General features: G+C 71.9%; 16 protein-coding genes. 11 read left to right on the top strand and 5 right to left on the bottom strand.

The window, feature by feature from the left end:
• Positions 1–49: 49 nt before the first annotated feature.
• From AB0G01_RS02995 to AB0G01_RS02985, 3 genes are read left to right on the top strand one after another with little or no spacing between them, the layout of a single operon-like run.
• Entirely contained in the window at positions 50–376 is a 327-nt protein-coding gene (locus tag AB0G01_RS02995) for a YbaB/EbfC family nucleoid-associated protein (protein WP_360939037.1), read from the top strand.
• The gene (gene recR / locus AB0G01_RS02990; protein ID WP_360939035.1) at positions 376–969 is read left to right on the top strand and encodes a recombination mediator RecR; all 594 of its coding nucleotides are present in this window, start codon (positions 376–378) and stop codon (positions 967–969) included. The genes AB0G01_RS02995 and recR overlap by 1 nt, the downstream gene beginning before the upstream one ends.
• Positions 966–1,451, top strand: a complete 486-nt coding sequence (locus AB0G01_RS02985; protein ID WP_360939033.1) for a hypothetical protein — start codon at positions 966–968, stop codon at positions 1,449–1,451. The genes recR and AB0G01_RS02985 overlap by 4 nt, the downstream gene beginning before the upstream one ends.
• Here AB0G01_RS02985 and AB0G01_RS02980 read toward each other — a convergent pair.
• On the bottom strand, positions 1,438–4,707 hold the full coding sequence (locus AB0G01_RS02980; protein WP_360939031.1) for a BTAD domain-containing putative transcriptional regulator: 3,270 nt from the start codon (positions 4,705–4,707) through the stop codon (positions 1,438–1,440). The genes AB0G01_RS02985 and AB0G01_RS02980 overlap by 14 nt on opposite strands.
• Before the next feature lie 231 nt (positions 4,708–4,938).
• Between AB0G01_RS02980 and AB0G01_RS02975 the strand changes: the two genes are divergently transcribed.
• The 5 genes from AB0G01_RS02975 to AB0G01_RS02955 all read left to right on the top strand — a co-directional run bounded on the left by AB0G01_RS02975 (position 4,939) and on the right by AB0G01_RS02955 (position 10,789).
• Positions 4,939–6,621, top strand: a complete 1,683-nt coding sequence (locus AB0G01_RS02975; RefSeq protein WP_360939029.1) for an ABC transporter substrate-binding protein — start codon at positions 4,939–4,941, stop codon at positions 6,619–6,621.
• 29 nt (positions 6,622–6,650) lie between these two features.
• Entirely contained in the window at positions 6,651–7,655 is a 1,005-nt protein-coding gene (locus AB0G01_RS02970; protein ID WP_360939027.1) for an ABC transporter permease, read from the top strand.
• 6 nt (positions 7,656–7,661) lie between these two features.
• A complete protein-coding gene (locus tag AB0G01_RS02965; protein WP_360939025.1) occupies positions 7,662–8,612 on the top strand; it encodes an ABC transporter permease in 951 nt (316 codons plus the stop codon).
• Between the two features lie 3 nt (positions 8,613–8,615).
• Entirely contained in the window at positions 8,616–9,611 is a 996-nt protein-coding gene (locus tag AB0G01_RS02960) for an ABC transporter ATP-binding protein (RefSeq protein ID WP_360939023.1), read from the top strand.
• A gap of 86 nt (positions 9,612–9,697) precedes the next feature.
• The gene (locus tag AB0G01_RS02955) at positions 9,698–10,789 is read left to right on the top strand and encodes an oligopeptide/dipeptide ABC transporter ATP-binding protein (protein WP_360939852.1); all 1,092 of its coding nucleotides are present in this window, start codon (positions 9,698–9,700) and stop codon (positions 10,787–10,789) included.
• A gap of 46 nt (positions 10,790–10,835) precedes the next feature.
• On the opposite strand, the gene AB0G01_RS02950 is transcribed toward AB0G01_RS02955, so the two are convergent.
• The gene (locus tag AB0G01_RS02950; RefSeq protein WP_360939021.1) at positions 10,836–11,399 is read right to left on the bottom strand and encodes a TIGR03086 family metal-binding protein; all 564 of its coding nucleotides are present in this window, start codon (positions 11,397–11,399) and stop codon (positions 10,836–10,838) included.
• 74 nt (positions 11,400–11,473) lie between these two features.
• On the opposite strand from AB0G01_RS02950, the gene AB0G01_RS02945 reads away from it, so the two are divergent.
• Positions 11,474–12,070, top strand: a complete 597-nt coding sequence (locus tag AB0G01_RS02945; RefSeq protein ID WP_360939019.1) for a TetR/AcrR family transcriptional regulator — start codon at positions 11,474–11,476, stop codon at positions 12,068–12,070.
• Here the strand turns inward: AB0G01_RS02945 and AB0G01_RS02940 are convergent.
• Both AB0G01_RS02940 and AB0G01_RS02935 read right to left on the bottom strand, forming a co-directional pair.
• The gene (locus tag AB0G01_RS02940) at positions 12,054–12,608 is read right to left on the bottom strand and encodes a VTT domain-containing protein (RefSeq protein WP_360939017.1); all 555 of its coding nucleotides are present in this window, start codon (positions 12,606–12,608) and stop codon (positions 12,054–12,056) included. The two genes, AB0G01_RS02945 and AB0G01_RS02940, sit on opposite strands and share 17 nt — an antisense overlap.
• A gap of 12 nt (positions 12,609–12,620) precedes the next feature.
• Positions 12,621–13,079, bottom strand: a complete 459-nt coding sequence (locus AB0G01_RS02935) for a Scr1 family TA system antitoxin-like transcriptional regulator (protein WP_360939015.1) — start codon at positions 13,077–13,079, stop codon at positions 12,621–12,623.
• Between the two features lie 142 nt (positions 13,080–13,221).
• On the opposite strand from AB0G01_RS02935, the gene AB0G01_RS02930 reads away from it, so the two are divergent.
• Together AB0G01_RS02930 and AB0G01_RS02925 are read left to right on the top strand one after the other, a co-directional pair.
• Positions 13,222–14,061, top strand: a complete 840-nt coding sequence (locus AB0G01_RS02930) for a helix-turn-helix transcriptional regulator (protein ID WP_360939013.1) — start codon at positions 13,222–13,224, stop codon at positions 14,059–14,061.
• A 15-nt stretch (positions 14,062–14,076) separates the two neighbouring features.
• The gene (locus tag AB0G01_RS02925) at positions 14,077–14,256 is read left to right on the top strand and encodes a DUF397 domain-containing protein (protein ID WP_360939011.1); all 180 of its coding nucleotides are present in this window, start codon (positions 14,077–14,079) and stop codon (positions 14,254–14,256) included.
• Positions 14,257–14,299: 43 nt separating this feature from the next.
• On the opposite strand, the gene leuA is transcribed toward AB0G01_RS02925, so the two are convergent.
• Positions 14,300–16,093, bottom strand: a complete 1,794-nt coding sequence (gene leuA / locus AB0G01_RS02920; protein ID WP_360939009.1) for a 2-isopropylmalate synthase — start codon at positions 16,091–16,093, stop codon at positions 14,300–14,302.
• Positions 16,094–16,142 lie beyond the last annotated feature (49 nt).

Genomic DNA, 16,142 nt, shown 5'->3' with positions numbered 1-16,142 from the left:
GCCTACCCCCGACGGAGAGGAACCCGCGGTGCAACCCGGTGGGCCGAACATGCAACAGATCCTCCAGCAGGCGCAGAAGATGCAGCAGCAACTCGCGGTCGCCCAGCAGGAGCTGGCCGACGCCGAGGTCTCCGGCACCGCGGGCGGCGGTCTGGTGACCGCCGTGGTGTCCGGCAACGGCGAGCTGAAGAGCCTGGAGATCGACCCGAAGGCGGTCGACCCGGACGACGTCGAGACGCTGTCCGACCTGGTCGTCGCGGCCGTGCGGGACGCGAACCGCGCCGCGCAGGAGCTCGCCTCGCAGAAGATGGGCCCGCTCGCGTCCGGCATGGGCGGCCTGGACGACATGGGCGGCCTCGGCGGGCTGTTCGGCTGATGTACGAGGGGCCCGTCCAGGACTTGATCGACGAACTCGGCAGGCTGCCGGGCGTCGGTCCCAAGAGCGCCCAGCGCATCGCCTTCCACCTGCTCGCGGCGGACCCGGCCGACATCGGCCGGCTCCAGGACGTCTTGCAGAAGGTGAAGGACGGCGTGGTGTTCTGCGACGTGTGCGGCAACGTCTCGGCCGAGACGACCTGCCGCATCTGCCGCGACCCGCGCCGCGACCTGACCCTGATCTGTGTGGTCGAGGAGCCGAAGGACGTGCTGGCGGTCGAGCGGACCCGCGAGTTCAAGGGCCGCTACCACGTGCTGGGCGGCGCGCTGGACCCGTTGTCCGGGGTGGGCCCCGACCAGCTCCGCATCCGGCAGTTGCTGACCCGGATCGGCACCGAGGTCGACGAGATCATCATCGCCACCGACCCGAACACCGAGGGCGAGGCGACCGCGACCTACCTGGTCCGGATGCTGCGCGACTTCCCCGGCCTGACCGTGACGCGGCTCGCGTCGGGTCTGCCGATGGGCGGCGACCTGGAGTTCGCGGACGAGCTCACCCTCGGCCGGGCGCTGTCCGGCCGGCGCAGCATGTGAGGCTGATCGCGGTCGACGGGCCGTCCGGGTCGGGCAAGTCGACGTGGGCGGCGGCGCTGGCCGGGCGGCTCGGCGCGGCGCTGGTGCCGACCGACCACTTCGCCACCTGGGACGACCCGGTGTCGTGGTGGCCGCGCCTGGTCTCCGGCGTGCTCGACCCGCTGTGGGCGGGCCGGCCCGCGCGCTACCGGCGGGTGGACTGGTCGCACGGGTGGCCCCGGCCGGGTGCCGAGGTGACCTTCGCCGTGCCGGAGGTGCTGGTGCTGGAGGGGGTCTCGGCGGCCCGCCGGTCGATCGCGGACCGGCTGGACGAGGCCGTCTGGGTCGAGCACCCCGACCCGGCGGGCCGGCTGGAGCGGGCCGTGGCCCGCGACGGCGAGCGCAGCCGCGCCCACCTGGTCCGCTGGCAGTCCTTCGAACGGGGCTGGTTCGCCGTGGACGGCACCCGCGCCCGCGCCGACCGGGTGGTCACGGTCGACTGAGCCCGTCCAGCACCGCCCCGACCACGGCCGCCTCGGGCGAGCCGATGGCGGTGAACCGCTCCAGCGCGGTGGTCCAGTGGGCGCGGGCGGTCTCCCGGTCGCCGGTGGCCGCCGCCGCGTCGCCGGTCAGGTGCTCGGCCCGCGCCTGCACGAACCGCTGCCCGGTGCCGCGGCTCAGGTCGAGCGACCGCTTCGCGTAGTCCACGGCCTGCGGCACGTCGCCGAGCTCCAGCCAGACCCGGCCGACCAGCGCCAGCCCGCCGACCTCGGCCAGCCGCAGCCGGTACCGGACGGCGCTGTCCAGCGCCTGGTTCGCCGAGTACTTCGCCTCGTCCAGCCGGCCCGCCGCGTGGTGGGCGTGGGCCAGGCCCTGCCGGGCCGCGCAGAGCCCCCACGGGTACCCGGTCTCCTCGGCGATCCGCAGCGCCTCGGTGTGCCGCTGCACGGCCTCGTCGGTGCGCCCGACGCCGTGCAGGGCCTCGCCGAGCGCGTTCTTGGCGTCGCACACGCCCTTGAGGTTGCCGAGCTCCTCCGCCATCGCCAGCGCCCGGGACGCCTCGGAGATCGCGTCCGCGTACCGGCCGCGCATCACGTACGTGTGCGCCAGCCCCTCGTGCGGGATGTGCGCGAAGCCCCGGGCACCGGCCCGCTCGTACAGGTCGCCCGCCCGCTCGTAGAGCTCGGCGGCGCGCTCCGGCCGGCCCTGGAACAGGTGCACCTCGGCCAGCGAGCGGTAGCTGTCGGCCTGGGTGATCCACACGCCGAGCCGGTTGCCGACGTCCAGCGACTGCTCGAACGACGACACCGCCCGGTCGAGCTGGCCGAGCTGGAGGTAGACGCCGCCGAGGTTGATCTGGGCGATGCCCTCCTGCTGGAGCGCCCCGATCTCGCGGGTGATCACCAGCGCCCGCTCCAGGCAGTCCGCCGCCGTCTCCAGCTCGCCCAGGTCGATGTAGACCCCGCCCAGGTTGATCAGCACCCCGGCCTCGGCGTCGGGGGCGGCCCCGGTGCGCTGCTGGATCGGGATGGCGCGGCGGAAGTAGTCCACGGCCACCCGGTGCTGGCCGATCACCCAGTACAGGGTGCCCAGCGAGGCCAGCATCGCGACCTCGCCGACCGGGTCCCCGATCACCTGCGCCACGGCGAGCCCCGCCTTCGCCGTCGCCAGCCACTCGACCGGCAGGCCCTGCGAGTAGAAGTAGCGGCGCAGGGCGTCCGCGAGCTGCCAGCAGTCGGTGTCCGGCCGCCGGTTCGACGCGTGCAGCACCAGGGCGACCAGGTTGGCCCGCTCGGTGTCCAGCCACGCCAGCGCCTCGGCGGGGGTGGAGAACAGTCGGGGGGTCACGCCGGTGACCGCCGACTCGCGCGGCAGCCGCATCATGCTCGACTTGACCGCCTCGGTCGCGTTGTCCACCGAGCGGATCGACCAGTCCAGCAGCCGGCGGTGCGCGAGGTCGCCCTCCACCGGCCCGTCGTCGAACGCGAGCCGCTCGGCGGCGTAGTCCCGCAGCAGGTCGTGGAACTGGTAGCGGCCGGGCGCGTGGTTGTCCACCAGGTTCGCCGTGGCCAGCCGGTCCAGCCTGCGCCGGGCGTCCTGGGTGGTCAGCCCGCCCAGGGCCGCCGCCACGTCCGGCGTGATGTCGCCGGGTGCCAGGCTCAGCAGCCGGAACAGCGTCGCCAGCTCGGGTTTGAGCGCGGTGTAGGACAGGTCGAACGCGGCGTGCACGGCGGCCCGCTCGTCGCCCTCCACGGCCAGCGCGGCGAGCCGGTTGCCCGCGCGCAGCTCCTCCACGTACGACGCGATGGTGGTCTCCGGCCGGGACAGCAGGTTGGCCGCCGCGATCCGCAGCGCCAGCGGCAGGTGCGCGCACAGCTCGGCGAGTTCCGCCGCCGCGTCCGCCTGCCGGGCCACCGCCTCCTCGCCGAGCATCCCGGCCAGCAGCGCCCGGGTCTCCTCGCGGTCGAGCACGTCGAGCCGCACGTTGGACGCGGCGTGGCTGACCGCCAGTCCGCGCAGGGTGTCCCGGCTGGTCACCAGCACCGCGCACCCCGGCGAGCCGGGCAGCAGCGGCCGGATCTGCTCGGCGTTGGCCGCGTTGTCCAGCACCAGCAGCACCTGCTGGTCGGTGAGCCGGGACCGGAACAGGGCCTCTTGCTCGTCCTGGTCCAGCGGCACGGACTCGGGCGGCACGCCCTGCGCGCGCAGGAACCTCGGCAGCACGTCCACCGCGTTCAGCGGCGGGCCCTGGGCGTAGCCGCGCAGGTTCACGTAGAGCTGGCCGTCCGGGAAGTGCCGCCGCATCCGGTGCGCCGCGTGCACGGCCAGCGCGGTCTTGCCGACGCCCGGCGGCCCGGCCAGCGTCACCACGGGCACGCCCTGCGCGGTGCGCAGCAGGGCTTCGATCAACTGCACGGCCTGCTCGCGGCCGACGAAGTCGCCGATGTCGGCGGGGAGCTGGGAGGGCACCACCCGGTCGCGCCGCGCGGGCGCGGCGGCACCGAGGTCGAGCGCCGGCGCGCCGGCCAGCACCTGCTGGTGCACCCGGCGCAGCTCGTCGCCGGGGTCGATGCCCAGCTCCTCCGCCAGCAGGCCGCTGACCTTGCGGTACGCGCCGAGCGCGTCGGCCTGCCGGCCGGACCGGTACAGCGCCACCACGAGCTGCGACCACAGCCGCTCGCGGAGCGGGTGCTCGCCGGTCAGCCGGTACAGCTCGGGCACCAGCTCGGCGTGCCGGCCCAGCTCCAGGTCGACCTCGACCCGGCGCTCCTCGGCGTGCAGCCGGCGCTCGCCCAGCCGGGCCACCTCGTCGCGGTGCAGCACCTCGGACGGCACGTCGACCATCGCCGGGCCGCGCCACAGGCCGAGGGCGGCGGTGAAGATCGCGGACGCCGACTCCAGCCGGCCCGCCGCGCGCTCCTGCTCGCCCTCCTCGACGAGCTGCTCGAAGCGGACGACGTCGATGGTCCGCTCGTCGACGTCGATCAGGTACGCGTCGGGGACGGTGCGGATCGGGACGGCGGGTCCGAGGACCTGCCGAAGTCTCATCACGTAGGTCTGGAGCGTGCCGCGCGCGCGGGCCGGCGGTTCCGCGCCCCAGATGTGCTCCGCGAGCTCGTCGACCGGGACGCTGGAGCCGGCCCGCATGAGCAGCGAGACCAGCAGAGACCGCTGACGACCTGCGCGGACGACCACCTGTTCGCCGTCGACCAGCACCTGCAACGGCCCGAGGACGCGGAACTCGACCTGTGGGCCCATCCCCGACCTCCCCTCCGCGTGCGTGCGGCTTTCTGTTGTCCGTTGTACAGCGTAGGAGAGCGTTTGCCCGCCGGGATGTCGTCACGTTGGGTCAGCGAACGTGCGCCAGAAGTACGAGAATGGTCATTCACGTGGCCGGATCGTGACCTGTGTTACCTCTGAAGGGTTGTGGTGACCGGTTAGGGTCGCTGACCACACCGTGAGATCCCGGATTTCCACTAGGGGTGTTTGATGGCTCATTCCCGAACGGCCCGGCGTCGCTGGACGGCCGCGATCGGCCTGACCGGCGTCGCCGCGCTCGCACTGTCCGCTTGCGCGCAATCCGAGCGCGGTGACGAATCCGGGTCCGGCAAGTCGGGTGGCACGCTGACCTTCGGCGCAGCCGGTGCCCCCAAGCTGTTCGACCCGTTCTACGCCACGGACGGCGAGACCTTCCGCGTCTCCCGCCAGTTGTTCGAGGGCCTGGTCGGCTTCAAGCCGGGCACCGCCGACGTAGAGCCCGCTCTCGCGACGAAGTGGGACTCCTCCTCGGATGGCAAGACGTGGACGTTCACACTCAAAGAAAATGTGAAATTCCACGACGGCACTCCGTTCAACGCTGAAGCGGTCTGCGCCAACTTCGACCGTTGGTACAACCAGAAGGGTGCCGCGCAGAGCGAAGCGGTTTCCCAGTACTGGCTGGACAACTTCGGCGGCTTCGCGGACACCCCGGACAAGCCGTCGCTGTTCAAGTCGTGCGCGGCCAAGGACCCGAAGACCGCGGTCGTCGAGTTGACCTCGGCGACTTCGCAGTTCCCGTCGGTGCTGGGCTTCACGTCGTTCTCGATCTCCAGCCCCGAGGCGCTGAAGAAGTACGACGCGGACAACGTCGCGACGGCCGGTGACGCGTTCACCTACCCGGCCTACGCCAAAGAGCACCCGACCGGCACCGGCCCGTTCAAGTTCGGCAAGTTCGACGAGGCCAACAACGTGGTGGAGATCGTCCGCAACGACGACTACCACGGCACCAAGGCCAAGCTGGACCGGGTCGTCTTCAAGATCATCCCGGACGAGACCGCCCGCAAGCAGGCGCTCAAGGCCGGCGACATCGACGGCTACGACCTGCCGAACGCGGCCGACTGGGCCGGGCTGAAGAGCGACGGCTTCGACGTCAAGGTCCGCCCGCCGTTCAACGTGCTGTACCTGGGCATCAACCAGTCGAACAACCCGAAGCTCCAGGACCTCAAGGTCCGCCAGGCGCTGGAGTACGCGATCAACCGCGAGCAGCTCGTCAAGTCGCAGCTCCCGGAGGGCGCGACCGTCGCCACCCAGTTCATGCCGCCGGGCGTCGACGGCTACGACAAGTCGCTGACCGCCGTCAAGTTCGACACCGAGAAGGCCAAGACGCTGCTCGCCGAGGCCGGCGCGTCCGACCTGACGCTGAAGTTCTACTGGCCGACCGAGGTCACCCGGCCGTACATGCCCAGCCCGAAGGACCTCTACGGCGCGATCGCCGGGGACCTCCAGAAGGCCGGCGTCAAGGTCGAGGCCGTCAGCAAGCCGTGGAACGGCGGCTACCTGACCGACGTCGACGGCCACGTCCCGGACCTGTTCCTGCTCGGCTGGACCGGTGACAACGGCACCGCGCACAACTGGGTCGGCACGTTCTTCGGCCGCACCGACAACCGCTTCAGCACCGGCAAGTCGCCGTGGGGCGAGACCCTCGCGACGAGCCTGGCCGCGGCGAACGCCGAGCCGGACGCCGACAAGCGGACCAAGCTGTACGAGGACCTGAACAAGAAGCTGATGCAGGAGTACCTGCCGGCCATCGCCATCTCGCACTCCCCGCCGGCGATCGTGTTCAAGAAGGAGATCCAGGGCGTCACGCCCAGCCCGCTGACCGACGAGCGGTTCGGCACGGCCTCCAAGGGCTGACGAGCTGACTGAGACAACGGGGTAGCTCAATGCTCCGCTACACGATCCGACGGCTCATCCAGCTGGTCGGCGTGGTGCTGGTGCTGTCCCTGCTGCTCTTCGCGTGGTTGCGCGCTCTCCCGGGTGGGCCGGTTTCGGCCCTCCTGGGAGAGCGCGCCACGCCCGAGTCGCGGGAAGCCCTCACCCGACAGCTCGGCTTGGACCAGCCGATCGTCGTCCAGTACTTCAAGTTCCTCGGCCGCGCCCTGTCCGGCGACTTCGGCACCTCGACCGGTGTCCAGCCCGGCAAGCCGGCCATGGACGTCTTCCTCCAGCGGTTCCCCGCCACCATCGAGCTCAGCTTCCTGGCGATCGTGATCGCCATCGCGATCGGCATCCCGCTCGGCTACATGGCCGCCAAGCGGCGCGGCGGTTGGTTCGACAACCTCAGCGTCGGCGGCTCGCTGATCGGCGTCGCCGTCCCGGTGTTCTTCCTGGCCTACGTCCTCAAGGACACCCTGTCCTCGGTGCTGGGCCTGCCGACGGAGGGTCGCCAGGACGAGATCGGCGCGACCCGGGTGACCGGTTTCTTCGTGTTCGACGGCGTCATCACCCAGGAGTGGGACGCCGTGTGGAACTCGATCGAGCACCTGATCCTGCCCGCCGTCGCGCTGGCCACGATCCCGTTCGCGGTGGTCTTCCGGATCACCCGGGCGGCCGTGCTCGACGTCCTCGAAGAGGACTACGTGCGCACCGCCGAGTCCAAGGGCCTCACCGCCCCGACCATCCGGCGGCGGCACGTCCTGCGCAACGCGATGCTCCCCGTCGTCACCACGATCGGTCTCCAGACCGGTGCGCTGCTCGCCGGCGCGGTGCTGACCGAGAAGGTGTTCTCGCTGCCCGGGGTCGGCCAGGCGCTGGCGATCGGGTTCGAACGACGGGACTACCCGGTGCTGCTGTTGTTGATCATCATGGCCACGGTCGTCTACGTGCTGGTCAACCTGCTGGTGGACCTCTCGTACGCGTTCATCGACCCGCGGATCAGGACGAGGTAGCCCGCGATGGTCACTCCCACCGACAAAGTCGGACGCAACAAGAAGGACCGCATCGACGCGCTCGCCGCGTCGAGCGCCGACGACGCCGGGGTCAGCCTGGCCGCGAGCGCGTGGCGGACGCTGCGCAGCAGCCCGGTGTTCCTCACCGGCGCGGTCATCATCGGCCTGTTCGTGCTGATCTCCCTGTTCGCGCCGTGGTTGGCACCGCAGGACCCGTCCCAACCCATGCTCATCGACCAGGTGGTCAAGGCGCGCAACGAGATCCCGCCGCCCCAGGACGGCCACCCGCTGGGCGGCGACCTCCAGGGCCGGGACTTCTTCTCCCGGTTGCTGGTCGGCTCGCAGCAGACGTTGATCGTCGGCGTGCTGGCCACCCTGATCGGGCTGACCGGCGGCCTGACCCTGGGCACGCTGGCCGGCGCGCTGGGCGGCTGGGTCGACTCCGCGGTCATGCGGATCGTCGACGTCATGCTGTCGCTGCCGAGCCTGCTGCTGGCGTTCAGCATCAGCGCGCTGTTCGCCAGTCCCAACCAGTTCACCGTCATCGTCGCGGTGGCGGTGGTGCAGATCCCGGTCTTCGCCCGGCTGCTGCGCGGTTCCATGCTCGCGCAGCGGCACAGCGACCACGTCCTCGCGGCCACCGCGCTGGGCGTGAAGCCGGGCGCGATCGTGTTCCGCCACATGCTGCCCAACTCGCTCGGCCCGGTGATCGTGCAGTCCACGCTGGTGCTGGCCACGGCCATCATCGACGCGGCGGCGCTGTCGTTCCTCGGCCTGGGCAACCCCGACGACCGGATTCCGGAGTGGGGGCAGATGCTGGGCGACGTGCAGAACGTGTTCGACACCCACCCGCACCTGGCGGTCTGGCCGGCGGGCTGCATCATCGTGGTGGCGCTCGGGTTCACCCTCATGGGCGAGACCCTGCGCGAGGCCCTCGACCCCAAGAGCAGGCGGTGAGTCATGGCGTTGCTGGAAGTGCGTGACCTCACCGTGGTTTTCGAGCGCAAGGGGGAGAAGCCCTTCACCGCCGTCGACCACGTGAGCTTCGACGTGGAGCCGGGCCAGACCGTGGGCCTGGTCGGCGAGTCCGGCTGCGGCAAGTCGGTCACCTCGCTGGCCGTGATGGGGCTGCTGCCCAAGCGCGGCGCGCGGGTCAGCGGGACCGTGTCCTACGAGGGCACGAACCTGCTGTCGCTGTCGGACAAGGAGATGCGCGACCGGCGCGGCCGGGACCTCGGCATGGTCTTCCAGGACCCGCTGTCGTCGCTGAACCCGGTCATCCCGATCGGCGTGCAGGTGACCGAGGTGCTGGAGCGGCACCGGGACATGTCGCGCAAGAAGGCGATGGTGGAGGCGGCGGGACTGCTGGAGAAGGTCGGCATCCCCGACCCGACCCGGCGGCTGACCGAGTACCCGCACCAGCTCTCCGGCGGGATGCGGCAGCGCGCGCTGATCGCGATCGCGCTGGCGTGCCGGCCCCGGCTGCTCATCGCGGACGAGCCGACCACCGCCCTGGACGTGACCATCCAGGCGCAGATCCTGGCCCTGCTGAAGGAACTCGTGCAGGACCTGGGCACCGCGCTGGTGATGATCACGCACGACCTGGGCGTCGTGGCCGGGCTGTGCGACGAGGTCAACGTCCTCTACGGCGGCCGGGTCGTGGAGAAGGCGCAGCGGCACGACCTGTTCGCGCAGCCGCGCCACCCGTACACGCACGGGCTGCTGGCCTCGATCCCGCGACTGGACGCGCCGCGCGGCGAGAAGCTGCAACCCATCAAGGGGTCCGTGGCCGACAACATCCCGTGGGACCACGGGTGCGCGTTCGCGCCGCGCTGCCCGAACGCACTGGACGTGTGCGTCCGGACGACGCCCGAGCAGGAGGACCTGGGCTCCGGCAGGCTGTTGCGCTGCCACAACCCGGTCCAGCCCCCGGTGCCCGAGGAGGTGACGGCATGAGCTCGCAGAGCGGAGCGGCGGCGGTGCCCGACGGGCCGCTGAGTGCGGTCGTGGAGCCTGTCGCGGAGCCCGTCGCGGACGAGTTGATGTCCGTGCAGGGCATCAAGGTGCACTTCCCGATCAAGCGGGGCATCGTGCTGGACCGGACGGTCGGGTACGTGTACGCCGTGGACGGGGTGGACCTGAGCGTCCGGCGCGGCGAGACCTACGGCCTGGTCGGCGAGTCCGGCTGCGGCAAGTCCACCCTCGGGCGGGCGATCCTGCGGCTGACCGAGCCGACCGCCGGCCGGGTGGTGTTCGACGGCACCGACCTGACCACGCTCAAGGGCGAGGCGCTGCGCACCACGCGGCGGCGGATGCAGATGGTGTTCCAGGACCCCATGTCGTCCCTGGACCCCCGGCAGTCCGTGGAGTCGATCCTGGTCGAGGGCCTGCGGGCGCACGGCCTGGACAAGGGCAAGGAGGCCACCGGCAAGCGGTTGCGGGACCTGCTGACCGCCGTGGGCCTGCCGTCCACGTCGCTGCGCAAGTACCCGCACGAGTTCTCCGGCGGTCAGCGGCAGCGCATCGGCATCGCCCGCGCGCTCGCCGTCGAACCGGACCTGATCATCGCCGACGAGCCGGTGTCCGCGCTCGACGTGTCGGTGCAGGCGCAGGTGGTGAACCTGCTGGAGGAGTTGCAGGAGCAGTTCGGGCTCACCTACCTGGTGATCGCGCACGACCTGGCCGTGGTGCGGCACATCTCGGACCGGGTCGGCGTGATGTACCTGGGCGGTCTGGTGGAGGAGGCGACCTCGGACGCCCTCTACGCCGAGCCGCTGCACCCGTACACCAGGGCGCTGCTGTCGGCGATCCCGGTGCCGGACCCGCTGGTGGAGGACCGCCGCGAGCGGATTCTCCTCAAGGGCGACCTGCCCTCGCCCGCGAACCCGCCGACCGGGTGCCGGTTCCACACCCGGTGCCCGTGGAAGCAGGACACGAAGTGCGCGTCCGACCGCCCCCCGCTGCGCGAGGTGCTGCCGGGCCACAAGGTCGCCTGCCACTGGGCGGAGGACATCCGCGCCGGGAAGATCCGACCGCACGAGGTCGAGGCCGTGCTGGTCCAGGAGGACGACGGCCTCTCGCCGGACGTCCCCCTGGTCGGCCCGGCGTCGGTGACCGAGGCGCTCAACCCGTGACCCCCGCGCGGGGTGCCTCCCCCTGGGCGGCACCCCGCGCGGTCGGTCAGGGCCGCCAGTCGGGCGAACGGCCGAGCAGCGCGACCAGCCGGTCGGTGGTCGGGGCGTCCTCGGCGACGTCCACGGGCGACGCGAACGCCGCCCCCGGGCCCCGCACGTCCGGCGTGTCCGGGTAGCGGCGGGCCACCTGGTAGGCCACGAGCGCGAGGTCGTCCTCCACAACGCCGTCACGTCCCAGCGCGCGGGCGAGGTCCCACGAGTGGACCACGGTGTCCACCAGGTGCGCGCCGACCAGGTTGCGGCCGGGGTGCGTGCCGAAGCCGGGCAGCAGCGCGTCCCGGTCCAGGAAGCCCTCGGCCCGGAACGACCCGGTGACCAGGTCGCCCGCCGCCATGTAGGCCGCGACGAGGTCGTCGGAGATCCGCGCGCGGGGCTTCCCGTCGCGCGCGCCGGCGTCGTACTGGATCGCCATGTCGACCAGGTGCCGCACCACGTCCCGGACGGTCCAGCCCGCGCACGGCGTGGGCAGGTCGTAGTGCTCCGGGTCGAGTGCCGCGACCAGCGCGGTGGTGCGGTCGATGGCGGTCCGGTCGAGTTCGAGCAGGTCCACGAGGCCCCCTTGGAAGTTGTACGAACGATCGTACAATTAGTTGCCGGGTGGTCAAGGGGGCTAGCGTGGGTGGGGTGAAGGTCGACGGACGCGTGGAGCGCGGCGAGCAGACCCGGCGGCAGATCCTGCGGCGGGCCGCCGTGATCGCGTCGGTGGAGGGGCTGGAGGGGCTGTCCATCGGCCGGCTGGCGACCGAGCTGGAGATCAGCAAGAGCGGCGTGTTCGCGCACTTCGGGTCGAAGGAGGAGCTCCAGCTCGCCACCGTGCGCGCGGCGGCCAGGATCTTCGTCGACGAGGTGATCACCCCCGCCGGCGCGGCGACCGGCCTGGCCCGGCTGGAACGCCTGCTGGACGGGTGGCTCGCGTACTCCGAGCGCCGCACGTTCCCCGGCGGGTGCTTCTTCTACTCCGTGCAGGCCGAGTTCGACGCCCGCACCGGCCGGGTGCGCGACTCGATCGCCGAGTTCGACCGGGGCTGGGTCGAGTTGATCCGGACCGCCGCGGCGGACGTGCCGGACCTGGCGGCCGACCCGGCGCAGCTCGCGTTCGAGCTGGTCGCCTACCTGCAACTGGCCAACGCCCGGTCCGTGCTGCACGACGACCCGGACGTCTACGCGCACGCCCGCGCGGCCGTGCGCGCGGCTCTGGACCGGGCTACCCGGCGGGCGTGACGGCCCTGCGCCGCGCGGACCGCACCGCCATCCCCGCCGGCACGCCGACCAGCAGCGCCACGCCCCACGACAGGGCGACGGCGGCGAGCGGCTCCTCCACCACCTGCCCGCCGAAGTACCCGAGCAGGGCGGTCCAGGCGCACCACAGCGCCGACCCGGCGAACGCGACCGGCACGAACCGCCGCACCGGCCACCGCACCGCACCGGCCAGCAGCGCCGCCACCACCCCGCCGCCCGGCACCCAGCGCACCGCGATCAGGACCGGCTCCCCGCGATCGGCGAGCCGGTCGGCGGTCCACTCGACCACCGCGCGCGGCCCCGGCCGCCGGCGCAACCGCCGCAGCGCCCGCATCCCGGCGCTGCGCCCCAGCGCGTAGTTGACCAGGTCGGCCAGGAAGCACCCGACCGCCGCCACCGGGATCACCGCGAGCAGCGGCAGCTCGCCGGACGCGGCGAGCACGCCGGCACCGATCAGCACCGCCTCCGTGGGCAGCAGCGGCACGGCGGCGACCACGAAGAGCACCAGCAGGGCGGTCATGACCCGGCAACGCTAACCGGGCCCGGATCGCTCCCCACCGGCCGGCCTCTTCAGCGAACGTTCAGCCGCGTAGGCGGGGAGGCGGTCGAACACCTCGCGCGCGGCGCGGCACTCGGCGGGGTCTTCGGTGAAGACCGCACCGTGGGGGCAGGGGTAGTGGACGACCGCGCGGCCTCCGGGCAGCCGGAAGAGGGTGACCACCCGCCCGATCCCCGGGTAGAGCCCGACCCGCCACGGGATGACGCGGACCGTGACGTCGGACCGGTCGGCGGTGGTGCCCTCGGAGACGTAGGCGGTGCACCGGGCGGGGTCGAGCCCGGTCAGCGCGGGCACTCCGGTCGGGGACAGGATGTCGATGCGCTCGGCCGCGCGGCACAGCAGGTCCAGCGCCGGCCCGGCGTCCTCCCACGCGGTCGTCCACGTGATCAGGCCCGGCCGGTCACGCGTCCGGGCATCCGGTTCTGGGAACATCACGCCTCCCGGCGACTCGGGCACCGTCCTGTGCACAGAACTAAGCTATAGACACACCTAAGATTTTAGGTATTCCACAATCGGGTGACTGTCGAGCCGGCCGCGCCACCGGGCAGACTTGCCCCGACACGGAGGAGGACGGGTGGCTGAGGCCTCGGCGTTGAGCTGGCTGATCGGCAACGAACTGCGCGAGCACCGCGATCGGGCGCGGAAGAAGGGCACCGAGGCGGCCAAGGTCATCGGGTGCACCTCGGGCAAGATCAGCCAGATCGAGGCGGGCCTGTACCGCCAGCGCCCCGATGAAGTCGCCATGCTGCTGGGGTTCTACGGCGCGGACCGCGCCGACATCGACCGCGTCGTGGCCCTGGCCGGCCAGGACGACGAGAGCACCTGGTGGGGTGCGTGGACCGACGTGGTCCCGGACTGGTTCCGGACGTTCGTCGGGCTCGAACGGCTCGCGTCGACCGAGTTCACCTACGAGCCGATCGTGCTGCCGGCCCTCCTCCAGACGGAGGCGTACGCCACCGCCGTGACGGCGTTCTCCCGGCGGGTCCGGCCCGACCGGGGCGACCGCGTCGTCCACTTCCGGATGGAGCGCCAGCGGCGGCTGTCGGAGGTCGAGCGCCCGCTGGTGCTGCACGCGATCATCGAGGAGTCCACGCTCCACCGGCCGGTCGGCGGTGACGACACCATGCGCGGCCAGCTCGAACACCTGCTGGAACTGGACCGGCGGTCCAATGTGGACATCCAGGTGATCCGGACCGGCGTCGGGGTGCACTCGGCTTCGACGGGTCCGTTCGTGCTGCTCGGCTTCGACAACTTCCGCGACGCCGTGTACGTCGAACTCCAGGAGGGGGCGCTCAACGTGCAGGACCCCGCGCAGGTCCGTTCCTATAGCATGTCCGCGAAGAATCTTCGCGAAGCGGCGCTGTCGCGCCGGGAGTCCCGATCCCTGATCACCTCGCGGCTCAGGGATCTGTAGCAACCGGAGATCACCATGACCGTCCCCGCCCCCCGCTGGATCAAGTCCACGTACTCGGCGGACAACGGCAACTGCGTCGAAGTCCGCGCGACCCCGGCCGGGACCGGGGTGCGCGACTCCAAGAACGCCGACGGCCCCGCGCTCGGCTTCCCGGCCGCGCGGTGGGCCGCCTTCCTCGCCGCCGAGCGCGGCTGACGAACGCGGCCGGCGCGCGGTCGGTGAACGCGGCCGGCGAAGGTCAGCGGTGGGCCCGGTTCAGGGCTGAGACGACCGCGCGCAGGGACGCGGAGACCGTGGAGCTGTCGATGCCGACGCCCCACAGGACCCGGTCGCCCACGGCGCACTCCAGGTACGCGGCGGCGCGGGCGTCGTCGCCCGCACCCATGGCGTGCTCCGAGTAGTCCAGCACCCGCACGTCGTAGCCGACGGTGGCCAGGGCGTCCACGAACGCGGCGATCGGGCCGTTGCCGGTGCCGGTGATCTCCTGGGACTCCCCGTCCACGACCACCACGGCCTTGATCTTCTCGTGGCCGCCGCCGTCGGCGCTCACCTTCTGCCGCACCAGCTTCAGCGGCACCGCCCCGTCCAGGTACTCCACCGAGAACGAGTCCCACATGTCCTTCGGCGAGATCTCGCCGCCGTGCGTGTCGGTGACCTCCTGGACCACCTTGGAGAACTCGACCTGGAGCCGGCGCGGCAGGTCCAGGTGGTGCTCGGTCTTCATCAGGTAGGCCACGCCGCCCTTGCCGGACTGCGAGTTGACCCGGATGACGGCCTCGTAGCTGCGGCCCACGTCCTTCGGGTCGATCGGCAGGTAGGGGACCTCCCACGGGAACTCGTCCACGTGCTGCCCGGCGGCCTTGGCGGCGTCCTCCAGGGCCTCGAAGCCCTTCTTGATCGCGTCCTGGTGCGAGCCGGAGAAGGCGGTGAACACCAGGTCGCCGCCGTACGGGTGGCGCTCGGCCACCGGGAGCTGGTTGCAGTACTCGACCGTGCGGCGGATCTCGTCGATGTCGGAGAAGTCGATCTGCGGGTCGACGCCCTGGCTGAACAGGTTCATCGCCAGCGTGACCAGGCAGACGTTGCCGGTGCGCTCGCCGTTGCCGAACAGGCAGCCCTCGATCCGGTCCGCGCCCGCCAGGTAGCCCAGCTCGGCGGCGGCCACGCCGGTGCCCCGGTCGTTGTGCGGGTGCAGCGACAGCAGGATCGAGTCGCGGCGGGCCAGGTTGCGCGACATCCACTCGATCGAGTCGGCGTACACGTTCGGCGTGGCCATCTCGACGGTGGCCGGCAGGTTGATGATCAGCGGCTTGTCCGGCGTGGGCCGGATGACCTCGGAGACGGCGTCGCACACCTCCAGGGCGTAGGACAGCTCGGTGCCGGTGTAGGACTCGGGGGAGTACTCGTAGCGGAACTCGGTCTCGGGGTACTTCTCCGCCTCCTCCAGCGCGAACCGGGCCGCGTCGGTGGCGATCTTCTTGATGCCCTCGCGGTCGGCCTTGAACACCACGCGGCGTTGCAGGACCGAGGTCGAGTTGTAGAAGTGCACGATGGCCCTGCCCGCGCCGCGCAGCGCCTCGAACGTGCGCGTGATCAGCTCCGGGCGGCACTGGGTGAGCACCTGGACGGTCACGTCCGGCGGGATCGCGCCGTCCTCGACGATCTCCCGGACGAAGTCGAAGTCGGTCTGCGACGCGGCCGGGAACCCGACCTCGATCTCCTTGTAGCCCATGCGCACCAGCAGGTCGAACATCTTGCGCTTGCGGGCGGGCGACATGGGGTCGATCAGCGCCTGGTTGCCGTCCCGCAGGTCGACCGCGCACCACAGCGGGGCCTGCGTGATCCGCTTGGCCGGCCAGGTCCGGTCGGGTACGTCGACCACCTCGACCAGCTCGTGGAAGGGCCGGTAGCGGTGGACGGGCATCGAGGTGCCGCGCTGCGGGTTCCACGCGGGCTGGTCGGCCGGCGCGGGGCGGGCGGGGGGACGGATGCGGCTGACGCCCGAGGTGTACGCGTCGGGTGAAGTCGTCATGGCGAAAAGGCTCCTGCGGGCCGTGGGATGACGACCGGCGGCAACGCTC

Source organism: Actinosynnema sp. NPDC023587 (genome assembly GCF_040640215.1).
In the GTDB taxonomy this organism is placed as follows: Bacteria; Actinomycetota; Actinomycetes; order Mycobacteriales; family Pseudonocardiaceae; genus Actinosynnema.
This window is presented reverse-complemented; position numbering and strand designations above follow the sequence as displayed.